Origin of the sequence: Reichenbachiella sp. (assembly GCF_039941815.1) — a bacterium.
GTDB lineage: Bacteria > Bacteroidota > Bacteroidia > Cytophagales > Cyclobacteriaceae > Reichenbachiella.
The window spans coordinates 451,091-475,001 of sequence record NZ_JBDVDW010000065.1 but is presented as its reverse complement, the minus strand read 5'-3'; the positions used below and the strand labels follow the sequence as shown (position 1 = coordinate 475,001).

The following is a 23,911-nucleotide window of genomic DNA, read 5'->3' as shown; positions in this document are numbered from 1 at the left end:
ATTTTGTGAAATAGTAGCTTCTACTCGATATCTTATTTGGCTTTGCCAAAACAAGGAAACCTGAGATATTGAAAGGCTAAAAGTCTATATTTATTATAAAAAGTGCGTGATATTCAGACGATGATTAAGCCTCGGCCAGTTGCTTATGCTTTCCTTTGCTCTTGCGAATCCTTACCGAGACCACCTTGTACTCTGGACACATCGCCTCCGAACAATGTTCGTCAGAGGTAATGATATTCAGCATCACCTCAGGAAAATGAAAAGTGGAGCTTAGTATTCCAGGTTTCATCTCATCCGTGATTTCCGCTTTGATATCCACTTTGCCTCTCGCACTTTCAACACATACAAAGTCCCCGTTGGCGATGCCCTCTTTTTTAGCGTCGTCTGGATGAATCATCAATACATCCTCAGTCAGGATTTCAACATTGCCAGTTCGACGAGTCATCGCTCCGCAGTTGTAGTGCTCCAGCTCGCGGTTAGTGGTGATGATATATGGAAAATCTTTCTCGTTGCGCTCTACCTCTCTGGATTTTTGATAGTCGTAGTATTGAAATTTGCCTTTTCCGCGTTTAAATTCTTCGATGTGAAGCATCTGAGTATCTGTTCCATCTTCCAGGACAGGCCACTGCTTTCCATTGTCGCCAAGCTCCTCCCATTTCACACCTTTGAAAAACGGAACAATTTGAGAAATCTCTTCCAACATCCCTTTGGCAGTATAGTCCGGCTGATCATAGCCCATACGGTTCATTACATCCACTATGATCTGACCGTCAGGTTTGCACCCTTCCAGCGGTTCGACTACTTTATTCACTCTCTGTATTCTTCTTTCACCATTGGTAAAGGTTCCTTCCTTCTCCAGAAATGAAGCTCCCGGCAAAATAACGGTAGCACGCATGGCAGTTTCTGTCATAAAAAGCTCCTGCACTACGAGTAGTTCCAGGCTTTCCATGGCCTCTATCACTTTGTTTGTATTCGGATCAGTTTGCACCACATCCTCTCCAATAATCCAAAGTGCTTTCAAATCTCCTGCAATAGCAGCATCAAACATTTCTGGAATCTTAAAACCTATATGACTAGGTACATCCGATCGATAAAAAGCGTTGTATCTGCTATTCATTTCAGGATCTGTCACGTCTAAGTATCCTGCACCTTGATGTGGTTGGGCACCCATATCTGCAGCACCTTGCACATTGTTCTGACCCCGCAGAGGATTCACTCCGGCTCCCTTTTTACCGATATTACCAGAGATCATGGCGAGATCAGCTATCAGCTGAACAGTAAAAGTGCCCTGCAAATGCTCTGTGACTCCAAGTCCATGAAATTCCATGGCAGCAGGTGAGGCGGCATACGCTAAAGCAGCTTCCTTCACCAAATTCTTATCCACGCCAGTGACCTCAGCCATTTCATCCATGTCCAGCTTGAGAATCTCAGCTTTCATTTCTTCATAACCCTCGGTGCGGGAGCTAATGAATTCCTGATCCTCAGCACCCTCAGATATGATATAATACAACATCATATTGAGTAAGGCCACGTTAGTGCCAGGCTTCAACTGAAGGTGATAAGTAGCATATTTTGCCAATTCGATTCTCCTTGGGTCAATGACGATACTTGGCACTCCCTTCATCATTCTTTGTTTGATCTTCGCGCCAGTTACCGGATGAGCATCCGTTGGGTTGGCACCAATCACCAGAATAAATTTGGCGTAGTCCAGGTCTTCAATAGAGTTGGTGGCCGCTCCCGTCCCAAAAGATCGCTGCATACCTAGTGCGGTAGGGCTGTGGCATACACGAGCACAGCAGTCGATATTGTTGGTGCCGACTACTGCCCGAATAAATTTTTGCATGAGATAGTTTTCCTCATTAGGCGTACGTGCAGAGGAGATTCCAGCGATTGCATCAGGGCCATTGCTGGCCTTGATTCTTTTGAATTCGTTCACAATATGATCGTATGCCTCATCCCAGCTGACCTTTTCAAAGGTGCCATTTCTCTTGATCATCGGACTGGTCAGTCGCTCGGGATGGTTATAAAACTTGAAGGCATATCTGCCTTTCAAGCAAGTATGTCCACCATTTGCGGCAGCATCATATGGCGCCTGTATGCTCAATATCTCACCGCTGGCCGTAGAGACTTCCAGATTGCAGCCCACACCACAATAGGTGCAGATAGTCCTGGTCTTTTCTGTAGCTTCAATAGCCTTGGACTGGAATACGTCTGAGATCGCAGAAGTGGGACAAGCCTGTGAGCAGGCGCCACAGCTGACACAATCTGATTCCATAAAGGACTGATCCTGACCCTTGACAATCACAGAATCAAACCCTCTGCCAGCCATACTCAGTACCATTTGCCCCTGCACCTCGTCGCAGGCACGTACACATCGATAGCAATTAATACATTTTGATAAGTCTGAAGTCATATAGGGATGACTCAGATCTTTCTCTCTGTTCAGATGATTTTCACCTTCCGGGTATCTCACCTCTCTGATTCCCACCTGTGCAGCCACAGTCTGTAGTTCACAATTGCCGTTGACTTCACAAGTCAAACAATCCAGGGGATGATCGGTAAGTACCAGCTCAATGATATTTTTTCTTAGTGATTTAATAGAGGGTGAATCTGGGTAAATGTATTGCCCCTCCATCACCGGAGTATGGCAGGAAGCCATAGTTTTTGATGCTCCATTTTCTTCCAGAGCCACGTCCACACTACATACACGACAGGACCCAAATGGATCCAGATTCGGCGCATCGCACAAGGTAGGTACGGCCTGGTCTCCCTTATGCCGTTTGATAAAAGAAAGTACCGTTTCACCTTCTTTGATCTCTAGTTTCTGGTTGTTAATGTATGCGTATTTCATCTGTCTATAAAGTCAATATTAGTTGAAGTACTGCTTCAGTTCATTTTCAAAGTACTGCAGGGCATTTCTGACCGGCAGCGGTATTCCTCCACCGTGGGCACATAGTGAGCCTTGCTCCAGCGTAGTCAGTAGGTCATCAAAGAGTGCCTGATCTATTTTATAATCAGACTCCAAGGCTTTGGTTGCAAGCTCCTGTCCCCGTTTAGTTCCCAGACGGCAAGGAAAACATTTGCCACAGCTTTCATATGAAGCAAAATCGAACAAGTGTTCTATAAATTTTAGCATGGGAAAATCTTCTGGGACACAGACAATAGAGGCATGACCAAGCAGAAAACCTTGAGAAGCGAAAGACTCAAAATCTATAGTCAAGTCATCGATTTTCGATATTGGCACCAAGCCACCCAGAGGACCACCGACCTGCATCGCCTTCACTGGCCTTTTAAAGCCTCCACCCAACTTATTTACCACTTCTGAGAGCGGTGTTCCCATATCCACTTCATAAATACCGGGACGATTAAACAGGCTATCAAGGCTGATAAGTTTAGTGCCCGAGGATTTTTCGGTACCAATAGCCTTCCATGCTGCACCTCCGTGCTCCATTACAAAATGCATAGCGGCAAGAGTCTCAACATTATTAACTACTGTGGGCTTATTAAACAGGCCTTTTTGTGCGGGGTAGGGCGGACGTACACGTACTTCAGGTCGCTGACCCTCTATGGAGTTGATGAGGGCAGTCTCTTCGCCACAGATGTAAGAACCCTGAGCTCGTATGATTTTAAAGTCAAAATTAAATCCATTGCCGTCAATATCGTTACCGATTAGACCCTTGGTACGCAAATCATCAATGGCAGACTGCATGATTGTAGCTGAAGCTGGGTACTCAGCTCTGATGTACACTATGCCATGGCTAGCACCCGTTACAAATCCTGAAATAAGCATCCCGAAGAGCACTGCATGAGGCTGTTGCTCCATTAGGTACCGATCGGAATAAGCCCCCGGATCACCTTCATCTGCATTGCAGATGATAAATTTCACTTCTCCTTCCGCCTTTCGGCAAAATTCTAGCTTGCTTCCTATAGGAAATCCAGCACCACCACGACCTCTTACGAAAGAAGTCTTAATTTCTTCTAACACCTGGCCGGCATCTTTTTTTAAAGCAGATCTAAATGGTGAATAAAATTCATCTATAGATGTGAATGGTGCCGTCAATATCTGATGGCCAGCAGCTCGCACGGTATATTTATCATCACCATTTTTTTCCTCGTTGATGATGGCAGATACTGCCTCGCCGGAGCCTGAATAATTCCTGCCATTTAAATGAAACGCGCTATTCTCATGACATCGACCCAAACAAGTCATATGACCTATTTCTTCAGGTCTAAAATGCGTTTTTAGTTCGTCAATCAAGGAGTCCTGAGTACCTGCACAGAGGCACGCTGTTCCGTTGCAGACGTAGACTTTTTTGTCTTTATTTTCTGGTTTGAGAAAATCGTAAAAAGTGGCCGTACCATAGGTATTCGCCTTGCCGACCAAAAATTCATCAGCCAGCTGATCCAATGCCTCAGCACTTGGCGTACCCGTAGGTTCAGCGAGTTTTCCCAGCCGGTCAAACAGATTGTCCGCTAGTCCTTTTCTTCCCGATAATTCACTTAGATTTTCTGACATGCCATTCGTATACTCTCGACGTTGCAGCTTGTCTTGAGGGTTTTGGGTTAATAGATGTTTGCTGCGATAATAAAGTTAAGGAAATAATTGCAATGCAAGGGTGCCCATAGACAATGAAGTATCAGCTCATGATTATTGATGACGTTTGCTTATCTTTCTTTCAAAAATGTTTAATTATTGATTGCCTGGCTAATAGATTTTTTAGTTTCACCTATCAACCAAAAAAATAGATTACAAAATGATGCTACCTAGCCCTGAAAATATTCTCTTATTCATCACTGCTGCGACCATACTGATTATCGTACCCGGCCCTGCCGTGCTTTATATTATGATGAAAAGTATGGAACAAGGGGCTAAGGCTGGCATTGCTTCCGTCTTGGGAGTAGGTATAGGAGCCATGGTGCATGTATTGGCTGCCGCTATCGGCGTATCTGCATTATTGGTAGCGTCTGCTACAGCATTTGCCGTGCTTAAATATGTAGGAGCACTCTACCTTATATATTTAGGAGTCAAAAAAATCATAGATAAGGCACCTGCCATAAAAGAGGAAAAAGTAAATAGACAAGCGCTGACCAGTATTTTCTACGAAGGCATTATTGTAAATACACTCAGCCCTAAGTCAGCCATATTCTTCTTTGCTTTCTTACCACAATTCATCAATCCTGAACGGGGAGGAACTACTTCTCAGATTTTGTTTCTGGGACTGCTATTTTTGATCATCGCACTGATCAGCGATATGTGCTATGTAATGCTTTCTGGCAAACTGGTAAAAAAATTCAGATCAAGTACCGTCTATCCTGATATTCAGAAATATGTCAGTGGCGGTATTCATATTGCGCTTGGACTGCTTACTCTGACTGTAAGCAAACCAGGAGCCATATCTGGTACCAAATAGAATCACAGAATACTTGGAAAAATGGCAGCTACATTGGCCCATATTGTTTTCTTTCTCATTCTAACCTTGCTGACGCAAATTGGTGGTCTTGTTTACGTGGTATCACTTGTGATTGTAAAAAGAGTGAACTTCAAAAATCAGTATCTAAAATTTGGAGTTTTTCCAGCTCTCTATTTGATATCCTGCTTTCTGATTGTCCCATTACTTGCAGTGCTGTTGGGTAGAGAACGAGTAATCAACACTAAACATATTAATCCTGCCAACTACATGACTGTTCTGCTCAATAGAAATTATGTGATACCAGAGCTCAATCAGGTCCTGGTACAGGCAGAGCAATCCCTGGCCGGGACGGGCATCGAGATACACTATTTGGACGCCTCTTTCCCTTTTATTGATGGGTATCCTCTTCTACCGCATTTAAGTCATAGAGATGGAAAAAAGCTGGACATTAGTCTGATGTATACCGATAATGAAGGGGAGCTGACCAATGAAAAACCATCAATGAGTGGCTATGGAGTCTTCGAAGAGCCTAAATCAGATGAAATCAATCAAACCCGCGATTGTAAAGCACGGGGACATCTCCAATACGACTTCCCAAAGTATTTGACCCTGGGTCATATACATCCTGAGCTTCAATATTCCAATTATCATACCCGGCTATTGATACAAGCCTTGCTCAAAAAACAAACCGTTTCTAAAATCTTCATTGAGCCGCATTTAAAGAATAGACTTAAAATTAAAGATGCCAGAATTGCATTTCACGGATGTGGTGCGGTGAGACACGATGATCATATTCATATCCAGGTAAGATAGGAGAGTAGTATCCATTAGTCCCAAAGTTCACATCTCATCACATATTGATGAACCCAAAGTGTATATTGGAGTAGACTAGTACTATGAAAAATCTATTGATAATATCTATTATACTCCTGTCGTACTACCGGGGAATGGCACAATCTGAGCTGATCACAATCAAGTCTGAATCAGGAAAGGCCGTACGATTTGTTTTGCATCTCCCAAAGGGTTATGATAAAAGCAATACATATCCTGTCGTAGTTGGGCCTTCTGAAGTAGAAAACTTAGAAGGATCATACTACTGGAAGGACTTCAAGTCAAACAATTCTTGGATTCTAATCGATGCCGAGATCTATAAAGGCACCAGTCAGGTAATTGCACTAAAAGCCATAAGAAAGTATCTGAATACTAACTATAGCATAGAAGGGGGCAAGTTTCACGCGGTTTGTTTTAGTGCCAATAGCTCTCCGGTTTTTAAACTTGTAATGTCGACTCCCGAGCTCTTTCATAGTGTCACAGGCATGCCAGCCAGCGCATCTGGAAGTGATACTGATTATCTCAAACTCAAAGACGTAAAGGTGCAATTGCTGGTAGGATCTGATGATGGCTATTGGCTGAGAAGCAGCCAGTCACTTCATAAAAAACTGACAACTTTAGGAGTAAATTCTGAATTGGAAATATTTCCGGATGTTGGGCACTTCTTGCTTCTGGTAAGAGGACAACCCTTAATGGATCGTCTGGATAAATTGAGATCAAGACTGTAAACTCATGAAAACACTTATTTTATTCTTTATACTCTTACCATTAAATTCACTAGCACAAGAATTTGAAATCTTATATACCAGCCAGGTTAATAATAATGACAACATTTATCTGATTAATCATCTTGGAAGGATAAAGCAAATAACCACCCATCCAAGAAAAGACAGTAGCCCAATGATATCTCCGAATGGCAAGCAAATGGTTTTTACTTCGGAGCGTGTCGGCTGGTGGAAGATATGGATACTGGATCTAGAAAATAATGACTATCGACAACTCACCAATTCAGGTAGTGCTGAGTACAGCCCATCCTGGTCGCTCGATGGTAGTCGGATTGTCTTCGTGTCAGGTCGAAACGGAGGGGCCGAAATTTATACAATGAACCCCGATGGACAGGACATCAAGCAACTCACTAGCAATAAGAAAAATACCATGCCCAGCTGGGGCTCTGATAATAGAATCTATTATTCGAGCCAGGTTTCCGGTGTATATCAAATCTGGCACATGAATCCAGATGGCAGTGATCAACAGCAGCTGACATCGGATAAAGGAGATAAGCTAATGGCTCAGTTGGCTCCGGATCAAAAATCAATACTATACTATGGTAATCGTGACGGCAATATGGAGATTTATACTATGGAGGTGAGTAGTGAAAATGTCAATCGATTGACTGATGATGGCCTGATGGATATCCGTCCAAGATGGTCCCCAGATGGAAAGAGAATTGTTTTCGAACGGGGTAATAAGCGCAGCAATCAGCAGATTTATATCATGGATGCAGATGGCTCGAATCAGCTACAGCTTACCAAGACCGGCTACAATTACTCTCCTTCCTTTATGCGATAATCAAGGCTTTAGTTAAAAATGGTATAAATATTTTATAAAGTAAGGAATCCTAACTATTATTGCATTGACAATATTGTCAATCACTATAATTCACAAGCGATGAACAAATCAATTTTTTATCACGCGGGCTGCCCGGTATGCGTAAGTGCCGAGCATGATCTTTTAAATCTTATCGATCCGGAATCAGTTGAAATTATCCACTTAGGTGAAAACAAGGAAAAGCTGGGAGATGCTCAAGCTGCAGGACTAAAGTCTGTTCCAGCTCTAGTGACTCCTTCTGGCAACGTGCTGCATATCAATTTTGGAGCTGCACTATCTGATCTCCAAGGGTGATATTTTTTTATTACTAAAAGTTAGGAATCCTTATTAAAATTTGTCTAAGTAATTAGGAATACTAACTTTGCCCAGCAGGTGTCCATCTGCTGGGCATTTTTATGAAGAAGAGCGCTTTCAATATCGAATCACAGCAAAAAAGCCTCACCAGCAAGGTGGTGGTAGGATTGGAGCGTATATCCGAGGTGTTCAAAAGTTTGTTGTGGGAGCAGGCGAAGGCGACAGGATTGAGCCCTATTCAGATTCAAATTCTTGTTTTTTTGACCTATCACAAATCTAATTTGTGCAAGGTCAGTTACTTGGCGCATGAGTTTAATGTCACCAAACCTACTATTAGCGACGCGGTCAGAGTCTTACTCCTAAAAGGTCTGGTAGAAAAAAAAGATGCCGGTGGAGACAGTCGAAGCTATATATTGGGCCTCACTAAGGTGGGAAACCAACTGATAGCTGACATCGAACAATTTGCTGCACCTGTGGATCAAGAAGTGGCTAAGTTGGACAACAATCAACTGACGACTGTTTATCAAACTTTAACAGAACTAATTTATCAACTCAACCAATCAGGTGTATTGAGTGTCCAGCGGACATGCTATCTCTGTAGTTTTTATGAGAAAAAATCAGCCGGCCATTACTGTCATTTTTTGGAACAAAAGCTGTCAGATACTGAGATTCGCATTGATTGCCCAGAGTACGAATCAAAATCTAACTAATATTCCCTTTTTCAATCATGGAGTCTTTTATAGAGCAGAACTTCGATAACATTGACTATACCCAAAATGGGTTTCCGGAAGCCGAATTCGACAACTGCACCTTTAGAAACTGTCTGATGGCAGATGTTAATCTATCACATCGATCCTTTTTGGAATGCGAGTTTCAGGATTGCGATTTGACTGGAGTTAAGCTTGGAGATACAGCATTCAAAAACGTAAAATTCGTTGGATGCAAATTGATGGGCGTCGATTTCTCTTCTTGTAATCCATTTCTATTAGAGCTGACCTTTGAGCAGTGTTTGATGAATTTGGTTTCCTTTTATAGACTGCAACTGAAAGAGACCACCTTCAAGAGTTGTACTTTGGAAGAAGCAGACTTTGCCGAGGGGGACTTGACCGGATCGGAGTTTTTGCAATGTAATCTGGCCATGGCGCAATTCGATCAAACCAATTTGGAAAAAACAGATTTCAGAACGGCATATAACTATTCTCTTAATCCTAACAGCAATCGTCTGAAGAAAGCTAAATTTTCAAACGAGGGAGTCACAGGCCTTCTATCAGCCTTCGACATCATCATAGAATAGTTCTTTGGGCCGGCTCATGTTCATCTAATGTCATCATGTTGAGCTTATCGAATCGGTCGTTCGTCGACCGGGACTCGCACGTTTAATTTATCCGAGCTACATTCAAACATGATTCCGAAAAGAAATATGCTTCTCGCACTGGCCAGTCGTAAAGATCAACTACCACTTTGGGTTAGCCTTCTGTGCTGTATTTTAACATTTTGTTCGGTGATTCAAGCTTGCGCACAGTTGCCACCTAGAACAGAGAGTCAGATTCCAATTTATTATCAGGGTCATTTGCTGATTTCTGCTGAGGTATCAGGCATCCAGGGTAAGTTCATATTGGATACAGGTGCCGACAACCTCTATCTGGATAGCGTTTTCTATACAAGTCAAACCTGGTCCTTTCAAAATGTGGTAAAAGCTCTGCTCCCTGGCGCTGGCACAAAACCAAAGGAAATTGATTATATACTTGATACCGTACTATTGGATTTTGGTGCTCGGTCGGAGTCTACTTCCGGTATCCCGGTACTGGATCTCAAATCTATTGTTGGAGAAGCCGCTGATGGCATTATCGGGTATGGATTTTTTAAAAATTCGATATTAGAAATCCAATATCAGGACCAATACATGGTGATACATGAAAAGTTAGATGACATGAATCTAACCGACTTTGAAAAAATTAATGTAGAAATAATAAATAACAGGATAATGATCCCCGTCACGATTCAAGCTACCTCGGAGCTTGCGGTCAAGGGATTGTGTCTGTTAGATCTAGGGACCAGTCGTAGTATGATCCTCACCAGCAGTTGTGTCGAAAATTACGATTTAGATGAGAAGATCGAAAATAAAGCATACTACTATTCTAGTCATGCCGGAGTTGGAGGGAAATCATCCGGAGCTGTATTTCGTGCTCAATCTATGCTCGTCGGTGGTTTCCAATTGGAAGGAGTTACTATCGATTATTCCCTTGACTCTAAGGGCGCGTTGGCTTCCAGGGATTATATAGGGTTACTTGGTAATGATATATTGGATCGATTTATTGTCCTCATAGATTATAGCGGAAAGGCCATTTACCTTAAAGCTCAGGACAACTTGAAAGATTCTTTTATTGCATCCAGGACGGGTTATTCTATTTCTGACAAAAGTAAATCCTTAGGCTTTTGGAAGGTGACTACTCTGTTTGACGATGCTCAGGCTCAAAATGCAGGACTTAGCATTGGTGATTCTATTACTCATTTTAATGGTAGACCTGTTGCAGAGTTGAGTCACCAAGATAGATTACAGCATTATAAAACACAGGAATCCGTAGAGTTGACGGTTTTACAAGCAGGAAAACCAAAGGTGATTCGAATAGAATTGGTACAGGTGGTTGATTAGGAGACGTTATTGGATCATAAAAGCATAGGAAACAATATTGGCACCCATTTTTAAAGCCTCCTGTCTTTTGCTTTCAGGGTCATTGTAAATGGATTGATCTTCCCATCCATTGCCAAGATCAGACTCATAAGAGTAGAAACAGACCAACCGCCCCTCGTAGATGAGCCCAAAACCTTGTGGAGGTTTGCCATCATGCTCATGAATTTTAGGTAATCCGTTTTTAAATTTAAATTTCTGATCGTAAATAGGATGATCGAAAGGAAGTTCGACAAACTCGAGTTCCGGGAACACCTTTTTCATTTCCAATCTTATAAATTGATCCATGCCATAGTTGTCATCGATATGTAAGAACCCTCCAGCAATCATATATTTCCGAAGATTATCTGCCTGGCGTGAGTTAAATACGACGTTGCCATGACCGGTAAGATAAATGTATGGGTACAAGAATATATCCGGGCTACCTACTTCTACTACGTCTTCTATTTTATCCAGATTTGTTTTAATGTGGCGATTGCAAAAAGAAGCCAGATTTGGCAAGGCTGTTTTATTGGCATACCAATCACCACCGCCGTCATACTTGAGCTTGGCTAGTTTGATTTTGTCTTGTGCATTGAGTTGAAGACACGAGAGTAGTACCAGGAAGAGTAAAATATACTTTGTCATAACTAAAGGATAAACGTAATATATTTGTTCGAGATATGATTGTATTACGACTAAAGTTTTTACTCAATCACACACCCTATGCTGCCCTGTTATAAATCAATAAAACTCGTGTTGGACAAAATACTGGCTTTTGGGCTGCTTGTAGTTCTTTTCCCGGTACTTCTGATCCTTGCATTGATGGTTTATTATGATCAGGGAACAGTATTCTTTTTGCAGCGGAGACCAGGTCTGCTAGAAGAACCTTTCTACCTTTTGAAATTCAAGACAATGAAGGATGGCATCGAGGAGGATCATATGAGAGTGACTCCGCTTGGTAAATGGCTACGCAAATATGCAATGGATGAGTTGCCTCAATTATGGAATGTATTGAAAGGAGAAATGAGCTTGATTGGCCCCAGGCCTTATCTGATGGAGTACTTACCGCTCTATTCTCTGGAGCATAAAAGTAGACATTGGGTATTACCCGGTATGACGGGATGGACCCAAGTGCAAGGAGGCGATGATCTTTCGTGGACGGAGAAACTTGATCTGGATTCATATTATGCGCTTCATATGTCCTTTTTTTTAGACTTGAAAATCTTCTATAAAACTGTCTGGCTTCTGGCTTCCGGCAAGCGAAAAGATCAATCGATAGCTTCATTCAAAGGTTATGTAAAAAAACAGACTGACTTTTGATGGAAGAAAGAATATACCTCTCTTCTCCACATCAGACCGGTGAGGAGTCTGAAGCTCTACAGCGAGTCTTGAAGTCGAATTGGCTGGCACCGGTTGGGCCAGACTTAAATGAGTTCGAGCAAAAAATCAGTGAAGCCACTGGATTCAAATATGCAGTTGCGACGTCTTCGGGTACAGCTGCAATTCATTTGGGTTTGCAAATTTTGGGTGTGACACCTAGGGATCACGTCATGGCAAGCACCATGACCTTTATAGGCGCGGTGAACCCTATCCTTTATCAGAATGCAAAACCAATATTTATTGATTCAGAATCAGATTCGTGGAATATTGACGTCGAATTGGTGAAAAAGTATCTCCTAACCGAATCTCTGAAGGTAAAAGCAATTCTTCCTACCTATCTCTACGGCATGCCTGCTGGAGCCATTGAACTGGAAGCGTTGGGAAAGACAAAAGGAATTGCTGTACTGCATGATCTAGCCGAGTGTTTTGCTGGTAAAGTAAAAGGAGAACAGATGGGTCAGTTCCTTACACGAGGCATCCTATCCTTCAACGGAAACAAATTGATCACTACGTCCGGAGGTGGTGCTTTTGTCACCAATATCAAAGAAGAGGCCGATATGGCATTGTATTTAGCAACGCAGGCCAAATCGGAAAGCGTTGCATATCACCATGAGCAAATAGGGTACAATTATCGCATGAGCAACGTACTGGCTGCCTTGGGAATCGCTCAGATCAAAGGTTTGGAGCATAAAGTCGAAAGTAAAAAAGCCATATTCGAATGTTACAAGCGAGAACTAAGCCCGCTTGGTCTCAAGTTTCAACATCAACCGGAAGGAGTAGAGTCAGATCGGTGGCTGACTGCTGTGCTACTTGATCAGGGAATGCAAATTTCGATCGACGAAGTGGTACAGAAAATGAATCATCAAAATATTGAAGTCCGCCCGATTTGGAAACCCATGCATCTTCAACCAGTTTTCCATGACGAATCCATATGTGGTGGCCAGGTTTCTGAGTCCCTGTTCGCTCGTGGGTTATGCTTGCCCTCAGGGTGCGGACTAATGGCCGAACAGCAGATGAGGGTTATTGAAACCTTAAAATCTACGATTTTCAATCATTAATTTTCCGGGAATCGATGATCCCATATAAAGTCACTTACGTTGATGATTTTAACCCCACTATTGAATTTGGGATGTTCTACATTCAAGATGTAGTTATGCTCCTGTGTGATAATGGCCGAAGGTATTTTCATCATTAGCGTTTCTCTGGAATCAAACCAGGCGCTACCTATTTCCTGCGTAAAAGAATAGGAGTGGATACCTTGCCAATGAGCTGGAAGGTTTTCAGCAGAGATTTCGAAAAGACTGTCAGCGGCATCAATTTGGATATGTAGGATACTGAAATTTCCCGCCGGCCGTATGCCTCCGGTATGAGCTAGAAGTTCTAGTGCACAAAGAGAAATACTACTCGAAGTGTAAATCACATGCTGGGCTTGTCTATTCCATCGATTGGGACGACCAGAGGAAGCCAGTTGCCCTGAAAATTCTTCTTTTGTGATTCTGTATACGATCATACATTGTCGCCATATTCTATGGCGCTGAGTCGGTAGTCTACGTGGAGAATACCACTAATAGTATTGAGAAAATTGATGGGTGCATCATTGTCAAAGTAGTAATTTACTTTGACAAGCCATTGATTGAAGGTCTCATTCGAACCAAACACTTTTATGCCGTGCTTATAGAGAGACAATAATGCAAATACATGCTCCTGTACATAGGGTTTGATCGGTGACGTAATCGACTTGTATGATCTAAGGGTCTTAGGGGTTATGTTCAGTGAAGATGATAGAATTTCATCTTTGAGTCCGGAAAGGGACTTGAGTAAGGAAATGTGATCCGAATTGATGTCTATTTGTCGGATTGCATAAAGTATATCCGGCTCGGACACGAAGGAGGGAATATCCTCAACCGTTTCGTACATTTTGATTTTCTTTCCCATACCCAAATGTACTTCTTTTCGGTATATTTACCTAATAATAAAGGTATTTTTACCTATCAATCGTAGGCCGATGGCTTGCCAAGAATCTTTTCTTTGCGTCGCTTGCCATTTTTGCCTCTAAAGAGGTCCTGTGGGAGATAAAGTTCAAGATTGAGATTGACCAGAAAGTATCCATCATTCTTTCCGTTTCCTCGCTGAGCGCCTGGAACAAATGCGTCATAGGCGGCTTCATTGATTTCGGGGACTTCGTTTTTTCTGTTACTGAGTGAGGCCTCAATCGATCCGTCTTCAAAAGGTCCAGCATATCGACCATGTACGTCGTCGAGATAGCCTGTGAAGGTGAATCGATAACCTACATCAAGAGAAAGGTTCAGAAATTCGTTTAGTGCAGCTTTTACTCCAAGGTTGACAGGAATAATCCAGGTGGATTTTCCATAGGATTCTGTTTCTGTACCGATAGATCTCAAATCATAAGTATCTGTTACATCATTGATATCTGTATACTCCGTTTTAGGGCTAAAGTAGGCTTTCCCAAACCCAGCTGCGATATAAGGTTCATATGTGCGTCGTTTATGGTACTTGCCTCGATATTTGAGAAAGTAATACACACCCTGCACTTGCCATTCATAGTTGGTAGAGTGAAAAGAAAGATTTCTTTGCCTATTAAACGAACTATCAGCAGCATTTTGATCCGAACCTTCCAGCTTAAAACGAGAAAATTGTATTCTTGCTGCAATCCGCGTATAGAGTCGTGCTTCTATACCTAAGTTGATATGTGACAAGCCATCCGAAAAAGGGCTGCCATTGGTGAGGTCTCCAACGTATCCGGTCCATCCAGTGCCCCCATATATCGAGAAGTATCTGTCATGCAGTTGCCAACCCAAAAAACTCTGAGCATGAACCAGACGGGTCCCAATCATAATAAGGAAAATTATAAATATTTTCTTACTCATACACCTATGTAATGACGTAAATTTAATGCAATCACTGAAAACATAACGGTCTCATTTCGTCATTATGCTAGGAATGTTGATTTTCAAGCTTATTTCTTTTTCAGTACAAGCGTAGTCATACTCCTTTGACCTTCTACAAGGACGGTTTTAACGGGTTCTATCCTTGAGTAACCAAACTCGTCAATGATACGCTGAATGGCTTCAGTGGTGAGCAAGAATCTTATGCTACCATCAGGAAGTCGCCATAGCTCTTTATCATGACGAACATGCCCTTTCAGGCCGATATCTGATGTCATTCTTACGAAGAGTGAACCACCAGGACTAAGCACTCGGTCAAGCGCTTCGAACATTTGCCAGAAGTGGGATGTAGACGAGGCAAAGTGCAATACTGCGGAGCAAATTATGTATCCGAAAGAATGATCTGGATATGGTAGTTGGGAGATTTCACCCTCTGTGAACGACGCTTTTGGGTAGTCGGAGTACCCAGATCCTATTATGAAATGCAGCATGCGTATGGCATCAGGGTTTTGATCAATCCCACTCACATCATAACCATTATTTAGAAAGTAAATTAGATTTCTGCCTTCACCACAACCAGCATCCAGAATTTTGATGTCTTTGGAAATGCGATTTTTCAGTATCTGATCGAGAAGGTAAAGATCTATATTTCCTAATTTCTTATTGAGTTGCTCGGGAGTCATCTAAGATTTTTGCTTATCATGTTAATCGTAGCGAATTTATTAATTTAGCCACATATGAAAAAGACACTTTTTTGTCTGGCAGTACTTTATTGGTTTGGTTCTCCATGGGTGACCTATGCTGAGAAAACCAAACAAGCCTTGCGTGCATTAGAGAAAGGTGACTATGAAAAAGTAGAGGAAATTTTGACCAAGTCAATGGAAAAAGACTCTATTAATCCAGCCACCGAATATGTATGGGCTCTTCTGTATTCTTATGAAGACTATCCTGGATATCACCTGGATACAGCACATTTGTTTATCCAAAATTCTTGTGAGCATTTAAAACTTCAAGACGAGGATCATCTGGATGAATTGGACGATGCGGATCTCTATGAATATGATATAAAAAATAAGAAAATGGCCATTGACAGCATGGCCTTTGCTCGCGCAACGAATTTGAACGAAATACTGGCCTACGAACATTTCATCAATAACTACACTGATGCCGCAGACTACGAACAGGCTGTTGTTTTACGAAATCAACTCGTCTTTTCTGATGTAGAAACGATTAACACCTGGGAGGCATATGCTGACTTCATTGCCAGCTACCCGCTGGCAACGCAAGTCGAAAAAGCTAAGATTCAGTACGACAAGCTTATATATGAGGAGAAGACGAGATCTGGAGAATTATCAGATTTTGAAAATTTCCTGCTTGAAGAACCAGGTACTCCGTACCGCCACTCCATTGAGAAAAAAATATTTGAGGCCTATGTAGGCGAATTGAAGTCTGATAAAATCATTAATTTTCTCCAAGTCTACAAAAATCCGGTACTTGCCAATAGAGCACTGAATATCCTGTACCATTTGGAAAAATTTGACTTTATCAATTTCTCTAAGGAGTATGAACTACCTCGAAATTTCAAAGATTCAGTCGTTCTTTTTGAAAAGCTAAATGCCGAACCACTGGCAATTTGCAAAAAAGATTCGAGCTATCAGTTCCTTGATTTAGAGGGACAAATATTTCTTAATCAATCTTTTGACGAAATCAACGAGGGATATCGATGTGGTAATGTGCTCAGCGACTTGCTGGAAGTGAGTGATGATGAAAACACAAAGCTTATCAATCGTAAAGGCGACATCATATTTGATGGGTATTCGGGAGAGGCCATTGACCTTGGAAATGGCCTTGTTGGGATAAAGGAAAACGGAAAATACGGTATAGTACACAAGTCGGGATTTAGACTGCTGTCCTCGGAGTATGATGAACTACAACTGCTTGATAATGCCTTGCTTGTATTCAAGAAAAATGATCGTTATGGAGTGATGCAAGTGACAGGTGAAATTTTGATTGAGCCTAATTATGATCAAATCGAACTTAGAGGGAAATTTTGGATTTTTGAAATGAATGAAAATATAGGAGTAACGAACCTGGAGTCTATCACTCAAAGTAAAAGTACAGCGTTTGAAATGGAACTGCCTTATGAAGAAGTAGAGCTTGTCAATGATCGCTACATCATAGGATTCAAAGGAGATACAGAGGAGCTAATAAGTCACAAACTGCAGGTCATAAGCCCGACTTCCACCAAAAGGATAAATACTCGCCATGAAACCTGGGTGCTTGAATTGGAAGAAGGTTATACTACGTTTGATCCAGACTTAGGCCAGCTGTCATCGAACGTATATCAGAGCGTCCTGCAAAACACGCAATGGCTGGGGCTCACGCGAAATGGTAAGTGGTTTGTATATAACAAAAATATCTACGATGAACCCATAATCGGGGTGGATTCGCTCAAATTGTTAGGAGAGGATCTGGCCATCGTTTTTAGAGGATCATCTGGAATGGCCATATTCCCAAATAAGAAGGTGGTGGAGATCGTAGAAGATCAATATTTAAAGTCTATTGGTCCTAAGATTCAAACAGAAACCCACTTTTTGGTCATTAAGAAGGACGGTGAAAATATTCTCTACAAGGATGGTGTAGAGCAATTTAGAATAGTATGTGATGAAATAGGTTATATATCGGATAGCGCATTTTATATTAAAAAGAACGGCTACTATGGTGCCGTGGGCTTGGGTGGCCAATTGATCATGAGAATTAGATATAACGCCATAAGTCAGGCTGAATCAGGAGTGGCACCGGTGCTATATCGAGGTAAATTTGGAGCTTATAATTTTCGAGATAAAGTGCTTTTAAGAATCGATTATCAAGAAAAACTCAAACACTACAATTCAGACCTTTTCATTGTCAACGAAAATGGAAACTACGGTATTCTTGATCGTTTCAATGAGTTGCGGGTTGAACCCATGTTTGAGCAAATTGAATATTGGTCCGATTCCGCCTTTTTGGGCCTTAGAAATGGTCTATGGGACATCGTAAATATCAATCAAGGTACAAGTTCCCTGCAAGGAGTTGAGTATTATGAATACATCAAAAATGAGGAAAAGGAGAAAATTCTCTTGGTAAGAAAGGATGAAGGATACGGCGTGTATCATAACAGTAAAGGCATGATAGTACCAGCTGTGTTTCATGATGTAATGAATCTGGGTAACAGTGAAAAGCAGCTTTATTTCACCGAGACCGCCGTACCTGAAGCGGATATCTATGTAGTTGTTTACTATGATTCAGCAGGTAAAAAGCTTTTTTCTGAAGCCTATCGCGAAGAAGACTATGAGGAGCTGGTCTGCGAAAACTAATTGCTCTCAATAGCCTTTATTATCTGAGCATACCACCCGTTGAAGTCGAAATCCCCACGTTTGTAGGTAATGCCAATTCGAACGATGACGAGCTCTTTTGAAGGTATGATCGTAATTCGCTGACCCTGAAATCCATTCAGACTGTAGGCATCTAAAGGCACATCTGGTAGATTCCCACTTTTGTTGATCCAGAAATGGCCTCCGTAAATCTGCTCAGATCCGGCTGCCGCCTCCTGTATAAATGAAATCCAGTCTTCAGAAAGGATTCTCTGCTCATTCCATAGACCATTTTGAAGGCAGAGTTGACCAATCTTAGACCAATCACGAGCTGTAGCCCAGGCGTAGGACGAACCCACAAATTCGCCGGATGCATCAGTTTCCATAAGCATGCTGTACATACCTATACGACCATAAAGGCTATCATATGGAAACCTCAGATACTCTTCCTTCGATTCGAAAAACCTACTCATCTGGCTTGAAATAATGTTGCTTGTACCAGAAGAATAGTACCAAACTTCTCCAGGAATAAATTCTGCCGGGACACCAGTTGCATATCTACCGATGGCATCACTGTCGAACAGCATAGTAACGGCATCGCTCAAATCGGCATAATCTTCTTTCCATCTGAGTCCACTATTCATCTGCAGCAGATTTCGCCAGGTGATTCTGGCCCTCTCGTCATTTTGCCATGCAGGTATATTAGTCATAGAATCTATGTTTACCTTATTTTGATCCACAAGCATCCCGAAAAGCAAGGAGGTGAGACTTTTGGTCATGGACCAACCCAGTAGAGGAGAATCCTTATTAATCTCAGGCGCGTATTGTTCACCCACAAGCATGCCTTTATGTAACACCACTACAGCTCGGGTGTTTATATTAGGAGATTCAGGATTTTCTTCAAGAAATGCATTGCTTATCACTGTAGCTAGAGCGGGAGGAGTAGGACTTCTTCTTGTTTCAAACCAGTTTTTCAGACTATCGTGTTTGATTTCATGCAATTTGAAATCGGCCCGATAGGCGTTTTCAGCTTCCAACTCCGAAAGTAACGCACAACCAAGTCCTTCGCGGAATACTGCAGTTTTTGGATAAAGACCAAATAGAGAAGCGGTGGCTGTTTTATTTTCGCGGTCAATCTTGAATTTAACCAGTTTGAGAGGGTTGAAATTTAGTTCCTTGCCGTAAATAATTTCTTCGTCAAGACCACCAATAAATGTACACGAACAGGCCATTTTAGCTGAATACCCTGACATTATCACCAACTTAGGATAGTAGGTGAGTACAGCAGCAGCGATCCCACAAAACACCGATGCCAACAAAATCCATCGAATATTTTTCATCATAATAATTAATTCTTAATTCTGATCGACCTAAAATTGTCAATGTCATTTCATGCTAACTTAGTACGAGTTGATGATATAATAAAACTGTAAGAAAGAATCATAGACAAAGGGTCAAATATCATTAGCAAGGCTTAAATTGATTTGAAACCAATGAATATTCTTAAGTACTGCAAAACACAATGGATTCTCAAGAAAAAATGGATATTGAGTCTTTGGCCAGTCAATCAATCCGATAATTTTCTGCGGTATGTCATTTTATGCCACCCCAGAACAGGGTCAACCTGGCTACATACGCTGCTAAACTCTAATGTGCATATACAATCCTATGGTGAGTTGCTGACCGAAAGAAGTGATACCCAACACCTCGAGAAAGAAATATGGACCAGTCATCATGAATCAATTCAAGCTGTCGGGTGCAAAATATTTTATGAGCAGCTGATACACCCAGACTTTGGAATGCTATTGAACGAGATAGCCTCAGATTCATCAGTACGTATTATTGACCTCACCCGAGAAAATTTCGTGGATAGAATGATTTCTTTAAAAACCGCTGAAGCTACTGGTCGATGGAGTTCGAACAAAACGACTTCACCTCGACCCAGTAATCTTACTATCGACAAGGAAGAGATCGACCTGACGGTTGATAAAAGTATTAATGATAGGAGGGCCGTTTTGAGTAGACTGAAAGATCATTCTATATTTCCGGTGACTTATGAGCAGATATGCTCAGAAACTGATTCTAGGCTCACCCAAATCCAAGAGTTTCTGCAAGTGCCACCTAAAAGGCTATTCTCATTGCTAAAAAAGCAGAGTGTCAATACTCAAATTGATGTTCAAGTAAAGGAGATGTCACACAAAAAATAAATTCGTAACTTATTCCATCATTTATCATAGTTATTTAATTCAGCATGTTAAGATCACTCATTTACTTGTCAGGCCTGTTTTCTGTTCTTAGTTCGACCTCATGCAATAAAACTGAAGCACCTGTCCAGTCCGTAGATACAACAGAAGACTGGTACACAATTTTCGAACTTGATGATCAAACATGGATTTTCGAAGAAGAAGCTAGTTCTCAGGCCAATGTAAGTTATTTGATTGCTGGCACAGAAAGAGCCGTAATGTTTGATAGCGGGACGGGTGAGAATAGAGGACAAGATGGTAGTAAAATTCGTTATAAGATCGAGGAAATCACGGATCTTGAAGTGACGCTTTTGCTCTCACACTTTCATTTTGATCACAATCAAAATGTAGCAGAATTCGATCAGGTTGCTTTTCCCGAATTAGATTTTTTAGTGAATGCTGTTGATGAGCAAAATATCTATCATTTTAAGGAGAAAGACTTATTTCTGGGCGCTATTCCCAATCAAGTAGAGGTGACCGAATGGCTGCCTCTGGAGACTGATATTGATCTTGGAGATAGAACTATTCAACTAATCAACCTGCCTGGACATACGGATGAATCTGTAGTCGTCCTGGATGCCGAAAACAGGCTGGTCTTCCTTGGTGATTTCCTCTATAATGGTGCGATTTTTATATTTGATGAGAGTGATATTGAGGTATATATCGAAAGCTTTGACAAACTCATTTCAATGATTGACGAAGACTATATTCTTTTTGGAGGTCATTCTACTCCGGGTGTTTCCTACAATCATTTGTTAAATTCGAGAGCACTACTAGACTGCATTCAAAATAGCGATTGCTATCAGGAGTCCTCCACAGTGGTTTTCGGTATGAGTGCTACCGTTTACCAATCACTTGATGAGTCTGCCACCGTATTACTAATCCCAACTGATGGCTAAGAATCCTAGAAGTTATTCAGCGTCTGAGAGAGTTACAATTCGCTGGCTGAAATACTCAAGGTCTTTCTTGTCATGACTTGCTATGATGGCTATTTTGTCAGTGTCCTGAATGTATTGTTTCAAAAATGACTTGATCACTCCTTTTATTTCGTCATCTAACGCAGCAAATGGCTCATCCATGAGAATTACCTTTGGATTGTATGCAATAGATCTACCTATTGCCACTCGCTGCTTTTGTCCACCAGATATGGTTTCGGGTTTTTTCTTAAGGATATCTTGAATTCCTAGCATTTCTATCAAGTGTGTCAGCTCTGAAGCCGGAATTTGTTGGGCATATTCGAGATTTTCGAGAACGGTAAGATTAGGAAACAGTGCAAAATCCTGAAAAACCATTCCCACAGACCTATGTTGAGGCAGTAAGAAGATGTGCTGTTCAGTATTGTTCCAATAGACATCATCCATGCATATATTAGCGTCCGCAGGCTTGTGCAATCCAGAAATCACTTTGAGCAGAGTAGACTTACCGATACCGGATTTGCCGTATAGGCCGATAGCCTCCCGCTCATTGATATCGAGCCTAACGGAAAGCTGGTAGCTCGTAAAATCAAGTTTGAGATCTAGTGCTAGCATATGATGGGCCGAGTTGGGTTTTTCTGAATCAACTGAACCAAGAGCAACACAAAAAACGAGAAGCCCAGCAGTACGGCAGCATATTGGTTGGCCATTTCATAATTCATACTTTCTAGTTCGTGAAAAATGGCGATAGAGGCCACTCGAGTTTCTCCGGGGATATTGCCACCGATCATTAAAATGACGCCGAACTCCCCAATCGTGTGAGCGAAGGTTAAAATGGCTGCAGAGATGATAGAAGGTCGGATATTGGGCAATAGCACTTTGACGAAAGTCTGCCATTTAGTTTTGCCAAGCGAATACGAGGCCTCTGACAGACTGGTGGGAAGGTTTTCTATGGCGGAGAGGATTGGATTGACCATAAAAGGAAAACTAAAAATCACGGATGCGATGAGAATGCCTTCAAAGCTAAATGCCAATCTGGTATCGAATAAAGTACTCCAAAATATGCCTAGAGTGCTGTTTGGCTGAAAAGCCAGGAGTAAATAAAAACCAAGAACTGAGGGTGGTAAAATTAAGGGAAGCGCGATAATTGCCTTTAAAATGCTCTTACCCAGAAACACCTTCATTGATAATCCGTAAACGATTGGAATAGCCAACCCAAAGAGTAAAAGGGTGGTGATTGATGCTAGTTTACTACTGAGCCACAGGGGAGTCCAGAATTCTTCCATACCAGACAGTGAAATTATTCAAACCAATATCAAGAGGAAACAAAAAGGGCACTTTTATTAACCCATAATGCTCAGACCTCCTGCCACTTATCGCACCTGCAATCATACCAATCATCCATAAAGGTCCTATACTCCTTTAAAAAGTCCTCGATTTCCCTGGTACCGACCATTTTTTTGCCGCCCTCATGAAGTTCTGGAACTTGCAAAGATTCATTCTGAATTACCTCATGTGCTACGCACCATTCTTTCAGTTGGTCTATCCAAAGAGTCTCCGCCGATAAGCGTGAAGTTATATGTAGACTAATCATATCTTTTAGTTTTATTCGGTAATGTTACTTTCCAATAACATGCATGAGTTGGTTATTGTTCAGGTAGAATCTAGGTTTGCCAAAAATAAATAGAAATCATAAACTGACATAAATGATCAAAATACCTATTCCCGTTGAGGCAAAAGGTTTGATATTTGATTTGGATGGAACCCTTATTGATTCAATGCCTATACATCACGCTGCGTACAACTATGTGCTAGAGTCCTATGGTATTCAGTATCCTAAAGAAACCTTTTATAGTCGGGGAGGAATACCTACACGCGATACTTTGATGATGATTGCCAAAGAAAATGGCATTGAAGGATTTAATCTGGAGCAGGCCTTAGAGGATAAGCGCACCTATGTGGAACGACATATGGATCAGGTAAAGCTGATTAGACCAGTATTTGATGTGGTTGAAAAATACCATGGAGTCCTACCTATGGCAATAGGCACTGGGAGCAACAGAAAAGTCGTAGAAGACGTTTTTGAGCGATTTGGACTTGATGACTATTTTACACATAGTGTATCTGCCACCGAAGTCCATCAGTACAAACCCCATCCAGAGACATTTTTGAAATGCGCCTCATTATTAGGTATTCAACCAAATGATTGTGTAGTGTTTGAAGATGGGAAACCTGGCATGCAAGCCGCAGTTGCGGCTGGAATGATGGTCATTGATGTTACTGAATATTTCTAATGCTAA

Annotated in this window: 25 protein-coding genes; 14 read left to right on the top strand and 11 right to left on the bottom strand. The window is 41.6% G+C overall.

Annotated elements, in window-relative coordinates:
- Positions 1-124 precede the first annotated feature (124 nt).
- The gene (gene fdhF, locus ABJF11_RS19105) at positions 125-2,851 is read right to left on the bottom strand and encodes a formate dehydrogenase subunit alpha (protein WP_348121799.1); all 2,727 of its coding nucleotides are present in this window, start codon (positions 2,849-2,851) and stop codon (positions 125-127) included.
- An 18-nt stretch (positions 2,852-2,869) separates the two neighbouring features.
- Positions 2,870-4,516, bottom strand: coding sequence for an NADH-ubiquinone oxidoreductase-F iron-sulfur binding region domain-containing protein (locus ABJF11_RS19100; protein WP_348121798.1), 1,647 nt, complete (start codon positions 4,514-4,516; stop codon positions 2,870-2,872).
- A gap of 238 nt (positions 4,517-4,754) precedes the next feature.
- Between ABJF11_RS19100 and ABJF11_RS19095 the strand changes: the two genes are divergently transcribed.
- The 8 genes from ABJF11_RS19095 (at position 4,755) to ABJF11_RS19060 (ending at position 10,797) form a co-directional block, all read left to right on the top strand.
- The gene (locus tag ABJF11_RS19095; protein ID WP_348121796.1) at positions 4,755-5,411 is read left to right on the top strand and encodes a LysE family translocator; all 657 of its coding nucleotides are present in this window, start codon (positions 4,755-4,757) and stop codon (positions 5,409-5,411) included.
- A gap of 21 nt (positions 5,412-5,432) precedes the next feature.
- Positions 5,433-6,224 (top strand): hypothetical protein, encoded by a 792-nt coding sequence (locus tag ABJF11_RS19090; RefSeq protein WP_348121795.1) that lies wholly within the window; start codon positions 5,433-5,435, stop codon positions 6,222-6,224.
- Positions 6,225-6,307: 83 nt separating this feature from the next.
- A complete protein-coding gene (locus ABJF11_RS19085; protein ID WP_348121794.1) occupies positions 6,308-6,970 on the top strand; it encodes a hypothetical protein in 663 nt (220 codons plus the stop codon).
- A 4-nt stretch (positions 6,971-6,974) separates the two neighbouring features.
- Positions 6,975-7,811: a DUF5050 domain-containing protein gene (locus ABJF11_RS19080; RefSeq protein ID WP_348121792.1), complete on the top strand. Its 837-nt coding sequence runs from the start codon at positions 6,975-6,977 to the stop codon at positions 7,809-7,811.
- Between the two features lie 99 nt (positions 7,812-7,910).
- The gene (locus tag ABJF11_RS19075; protein ID WP_348121791.1) at positions 7,911-8,144 is read left to right on the top strand and encodes a thioredoxin family protein; all 234 of its coding nucleotides are present in this window, start codon (positions 7,911-7,913) and stop codon (positions 8,142-8,144) included.
- A 101-nt stretch (positions 8,145-8,245) separates the two neighbouring features.
- A complete protein-coding gene (locus ABJF11_RS19070; protein WP_348121790.1) occupies positions 8,246-8,854 on the top strand; it encodes a MarR family winged helix-turn-helix transcriptional regulator in 609 nt (202 codons plus the stop codon).
- 17 nt (positions 8,855-8,871) lie between these two features.
- Positions 8,872-9,438, top strand: a complete 567-nt coding sequence (locus ABJF11_RS19065; protein ID WP_348121789.1) for a pentapeptide repeat-containing protein — start codon at positions 8,872-8,874, stop codon at positions 9,436-9,438.
- Positions 9,439-9,546: 108 nt separating this feature from the next.
- A complete protein-coding gene (locus ABJF11_RS19060) occupies positions 9,547-10,797 on the top strand; it encodes a hypothetical protein (protein ID WP_348121787.1) in 1,251 nt (416 codons plus the stop codon).
- A gap of 6 nt (positions 10,798-10,803) precedes the next feature.
- Here ABJF11_RS19060 and ABJF11_RS19055 read toward each other — a convergent pair whose 3' ends face one another.
- Positions 10,804-11,460, bottom strand: a complete 657-nt coding sequence (locus ABJF11_RS19055; protein WP_348121786.1) for a DUF4159 domain-containing protein — start codon at positions 11,458-11,460, stop codon at positions 10,804-10,806.
- Between the two features lie 78 nt (positions 11,461-11,538).
- On the opposite strand from ABJF11_RS19055, the gene ABJF11_RS19050 reads away from it, so the two are divergent.
- Together ABJF11_RS19050 and ABJF11_RS19045 are read left to right on the top strand one after the other, a co-directional pair.
- Complete coding sequence (locus tag ABJF11_RS19050; RefSeq protein WP_348121785.1) at positions 11,539-12,135, top strand: sugar transferase; 597 nt, start codon at positions 11,539-11,541, stop codon at positions 12,133-12,135.
- A complete protein-coding gene (locus tag ABJF11_RS19045) occupies positions 12,135-13,253 on the top strand; it encodes a DegT/DnrJ/EryC1/StrS family aminotransferase (protein WP_348121783.1) in 1,119 nt (372 codons plus the stop codon). The genes ABJF11_RS19050 and ABJF11_RS19045 overlap by 1 nt, the downstream gene beginning before the upstream one ends.
- Here the strand turns inward: ABJF11_RS19045 and ABJF11_RS19040 are convergent.
- The 4 genes from ABJF11_RS19040 to ABJF11_RS19025 form a co-directional block, all read right to left on the bottom strand.
- Positions 13,250-13,705, bottom strand: a complete 456-nt coding sequence (locus ABJF11_RS19040; protein WP_348121782.1) for an RES family NAD+ phosphorylase — start codon at positions 13,703-13,705, stop codon at positions 13,250-13,252. The genes ABJF11_RS19045 and ABJF11_RS19040 overlap by 4 nt on opposite strands.
- The gene (locus ABJF11_RS19035; protein ID WP_348121780.1) at positions 13,702-14,130 is read right to left on the bottom strand and encodes an antitoxin Xre/MbcA/ParS toxin-binding domain-containing protein; all 429 of its coding nucleotides are present in this window, start codon (positions 14,128-14,130) and stop codon (positions 13,702-13,704) included. The genes ABJF11_RS19040 and ABJF11_RS19035 overlap by 4 nt, the downstream gene beginning before the upstream one ends.
- A 56-nt stretch (positions 14,131-14,186) precedes the next feature.
- The gene (locus ABJF11_RS19030) at positions 14,187-15,083 is read right to left on the bottom strand and encodes a DUF6089 family protein (RefSeq protein ID WP_348121779.1); all 897 of its coding nucleotides are present in this window, start codon (positions 15,081-15,083) and stop codon (positions 14,187-14,189) included.
- 89 nt (positions 15,084-15,172) lie between these two features.
- Positions 15,173-15,784, bottom strand: a complete 612-nt coding sequence (locus ABJF11_RS19025) for a methyltransferase domain-containing protein (RefSeq protein WP_348121778.1) — start codon at positions 15,782-15,784, stop codon at positions 15,173-15,175.
- Positions 15,785-15,838: 54 nt separating this feature from the next.
- Here ABJF11_RS19025 and ABJF11_RS19020 point away from each other — a divergent pair, with 54 nt between their 5' ends.
- On the top strand, positions 15,839-18,457 hold the full coding sequence (locus tag ABJF11_RS19020; RefSeq protein WP_348121776.1) for a WG repeat-containing protein: 2,619 nt from the start codon (positions 15,839-15,841) through the stop codon (positions 18,455-18,457).
- Here ABJF11_RS19020 and ABJF11_RS19015 read toward each other — a convergent pair.
- Positions 18,454-19,797 carry a serine hydrolase gene (locus ABJF11_RS19015; protein ID WP_348121775.1) on the bottom strand — a complete coding sequence of 448 codons (1,344 nt, stop codon included), beginning with the start codon at positions 19,795-19,797 and terminating at the stop codon, positions 18,454-18,456. The two genes, ABJF11_RS19020 and ABJF11_RS19015, sit on opposite strands and share 4 nt — an antisense overlap.
- Before the next feature lie 150 nt (positions 19,798-19,947).
- Between ABJF11_RS19015 and ABJF11_RS19010 the strand changes: the two genes are divergently transcribed.
- On the top strand, positions 19,948-20,661 hold the full coding sequence (locus tag ABJF11_RS19010) for a sulfotransferase domain-containing protein (RefSeq protein ID WP_348121774.1): 714 nt from the start codon (positions 19,948-19,950) through the stop codon (positions 20,659-20,661).
- Positions 20,662-20,705: 44 nt separating this feature from the next.
- The gene (locus ABJF11_RS19005) at positions 20,706-21,596 is read left to right on the top strand and encodes an MBL fold metallo-hydrolase (protein WP_348121773.1); all 891 of its coding nucleotides are present in this window, start codon (positions 20,706-20,708) and stop codon (positions 21,594-21,596) included.
- A 12-nt stretch (positions 21,597-21,608) separates the two neighbouring features.
- Here the strand turns inward: ABJF11_RS19005 and ABJF11_RS19000 are convergent, their stop codons facing one another.
- From ABJF11_RS19000 to ABJF11_RS18990, 3 genes are all read right to left on the bottom strand, one after another.
- Positions 21,609-22,226: an ATP-binding cassette domain-containing protein gene (locus ABJF11_RS19000; RefSeq protein WP_348121771.1), complete on the bottom strand. Its 618-nt coding sequence runs from the start codon at positions 22,224-22,226 to the stop codon at positions 21,609-21,611.
- The gene (gene modB / locus ABJF11_RS18995; RefSeq protein ID WP_348121769.1) at positions 22,220-22,897 is read right to left on the bottom strand and encodes a molybdate ABC transporter permease subunit; all 678 of its coding nucleotides are present in this window, start codon (positions 22,895-22,897) and stop codon (positions 22,220-22,222) included. The genes ABJF11_RS19000 and modB overlap by 7 nt, the downstream gene beginning before the upstream one ends.
- 71 nt (positions 22,898-22,968) lie before the next feature.
- Positions 22,969-23,205, bottom strand: a complete 237-nt coding sequence (locus tag ABJF11_RS18990) for a hypothetical protein (RefSeq protein WP_348121768.1) — start codon at positions 23,203-23,205, stop codon at positions 22,969-22,971.
- A 112-nt stretch (positions 23,206-23,317) separates the two neighbouring features.
- Between ABJF11_RS18990 and ABJF11_RS18985 the strand changes: the two genes are divergently transcribed.
- A complete protein-coding gene (locus ABJF11_RS18985) occupies positions 23,318-23,905 on the top strand; it encodes a beta-phosphoglucomutase family hydrolase (RefSeq protein WP_348121767.1) in 588 nt (195 codons plus the stop codon).
- The last annotated feature ends 6 nt before the right edge of the window (positions 23,906-23,911 follow it).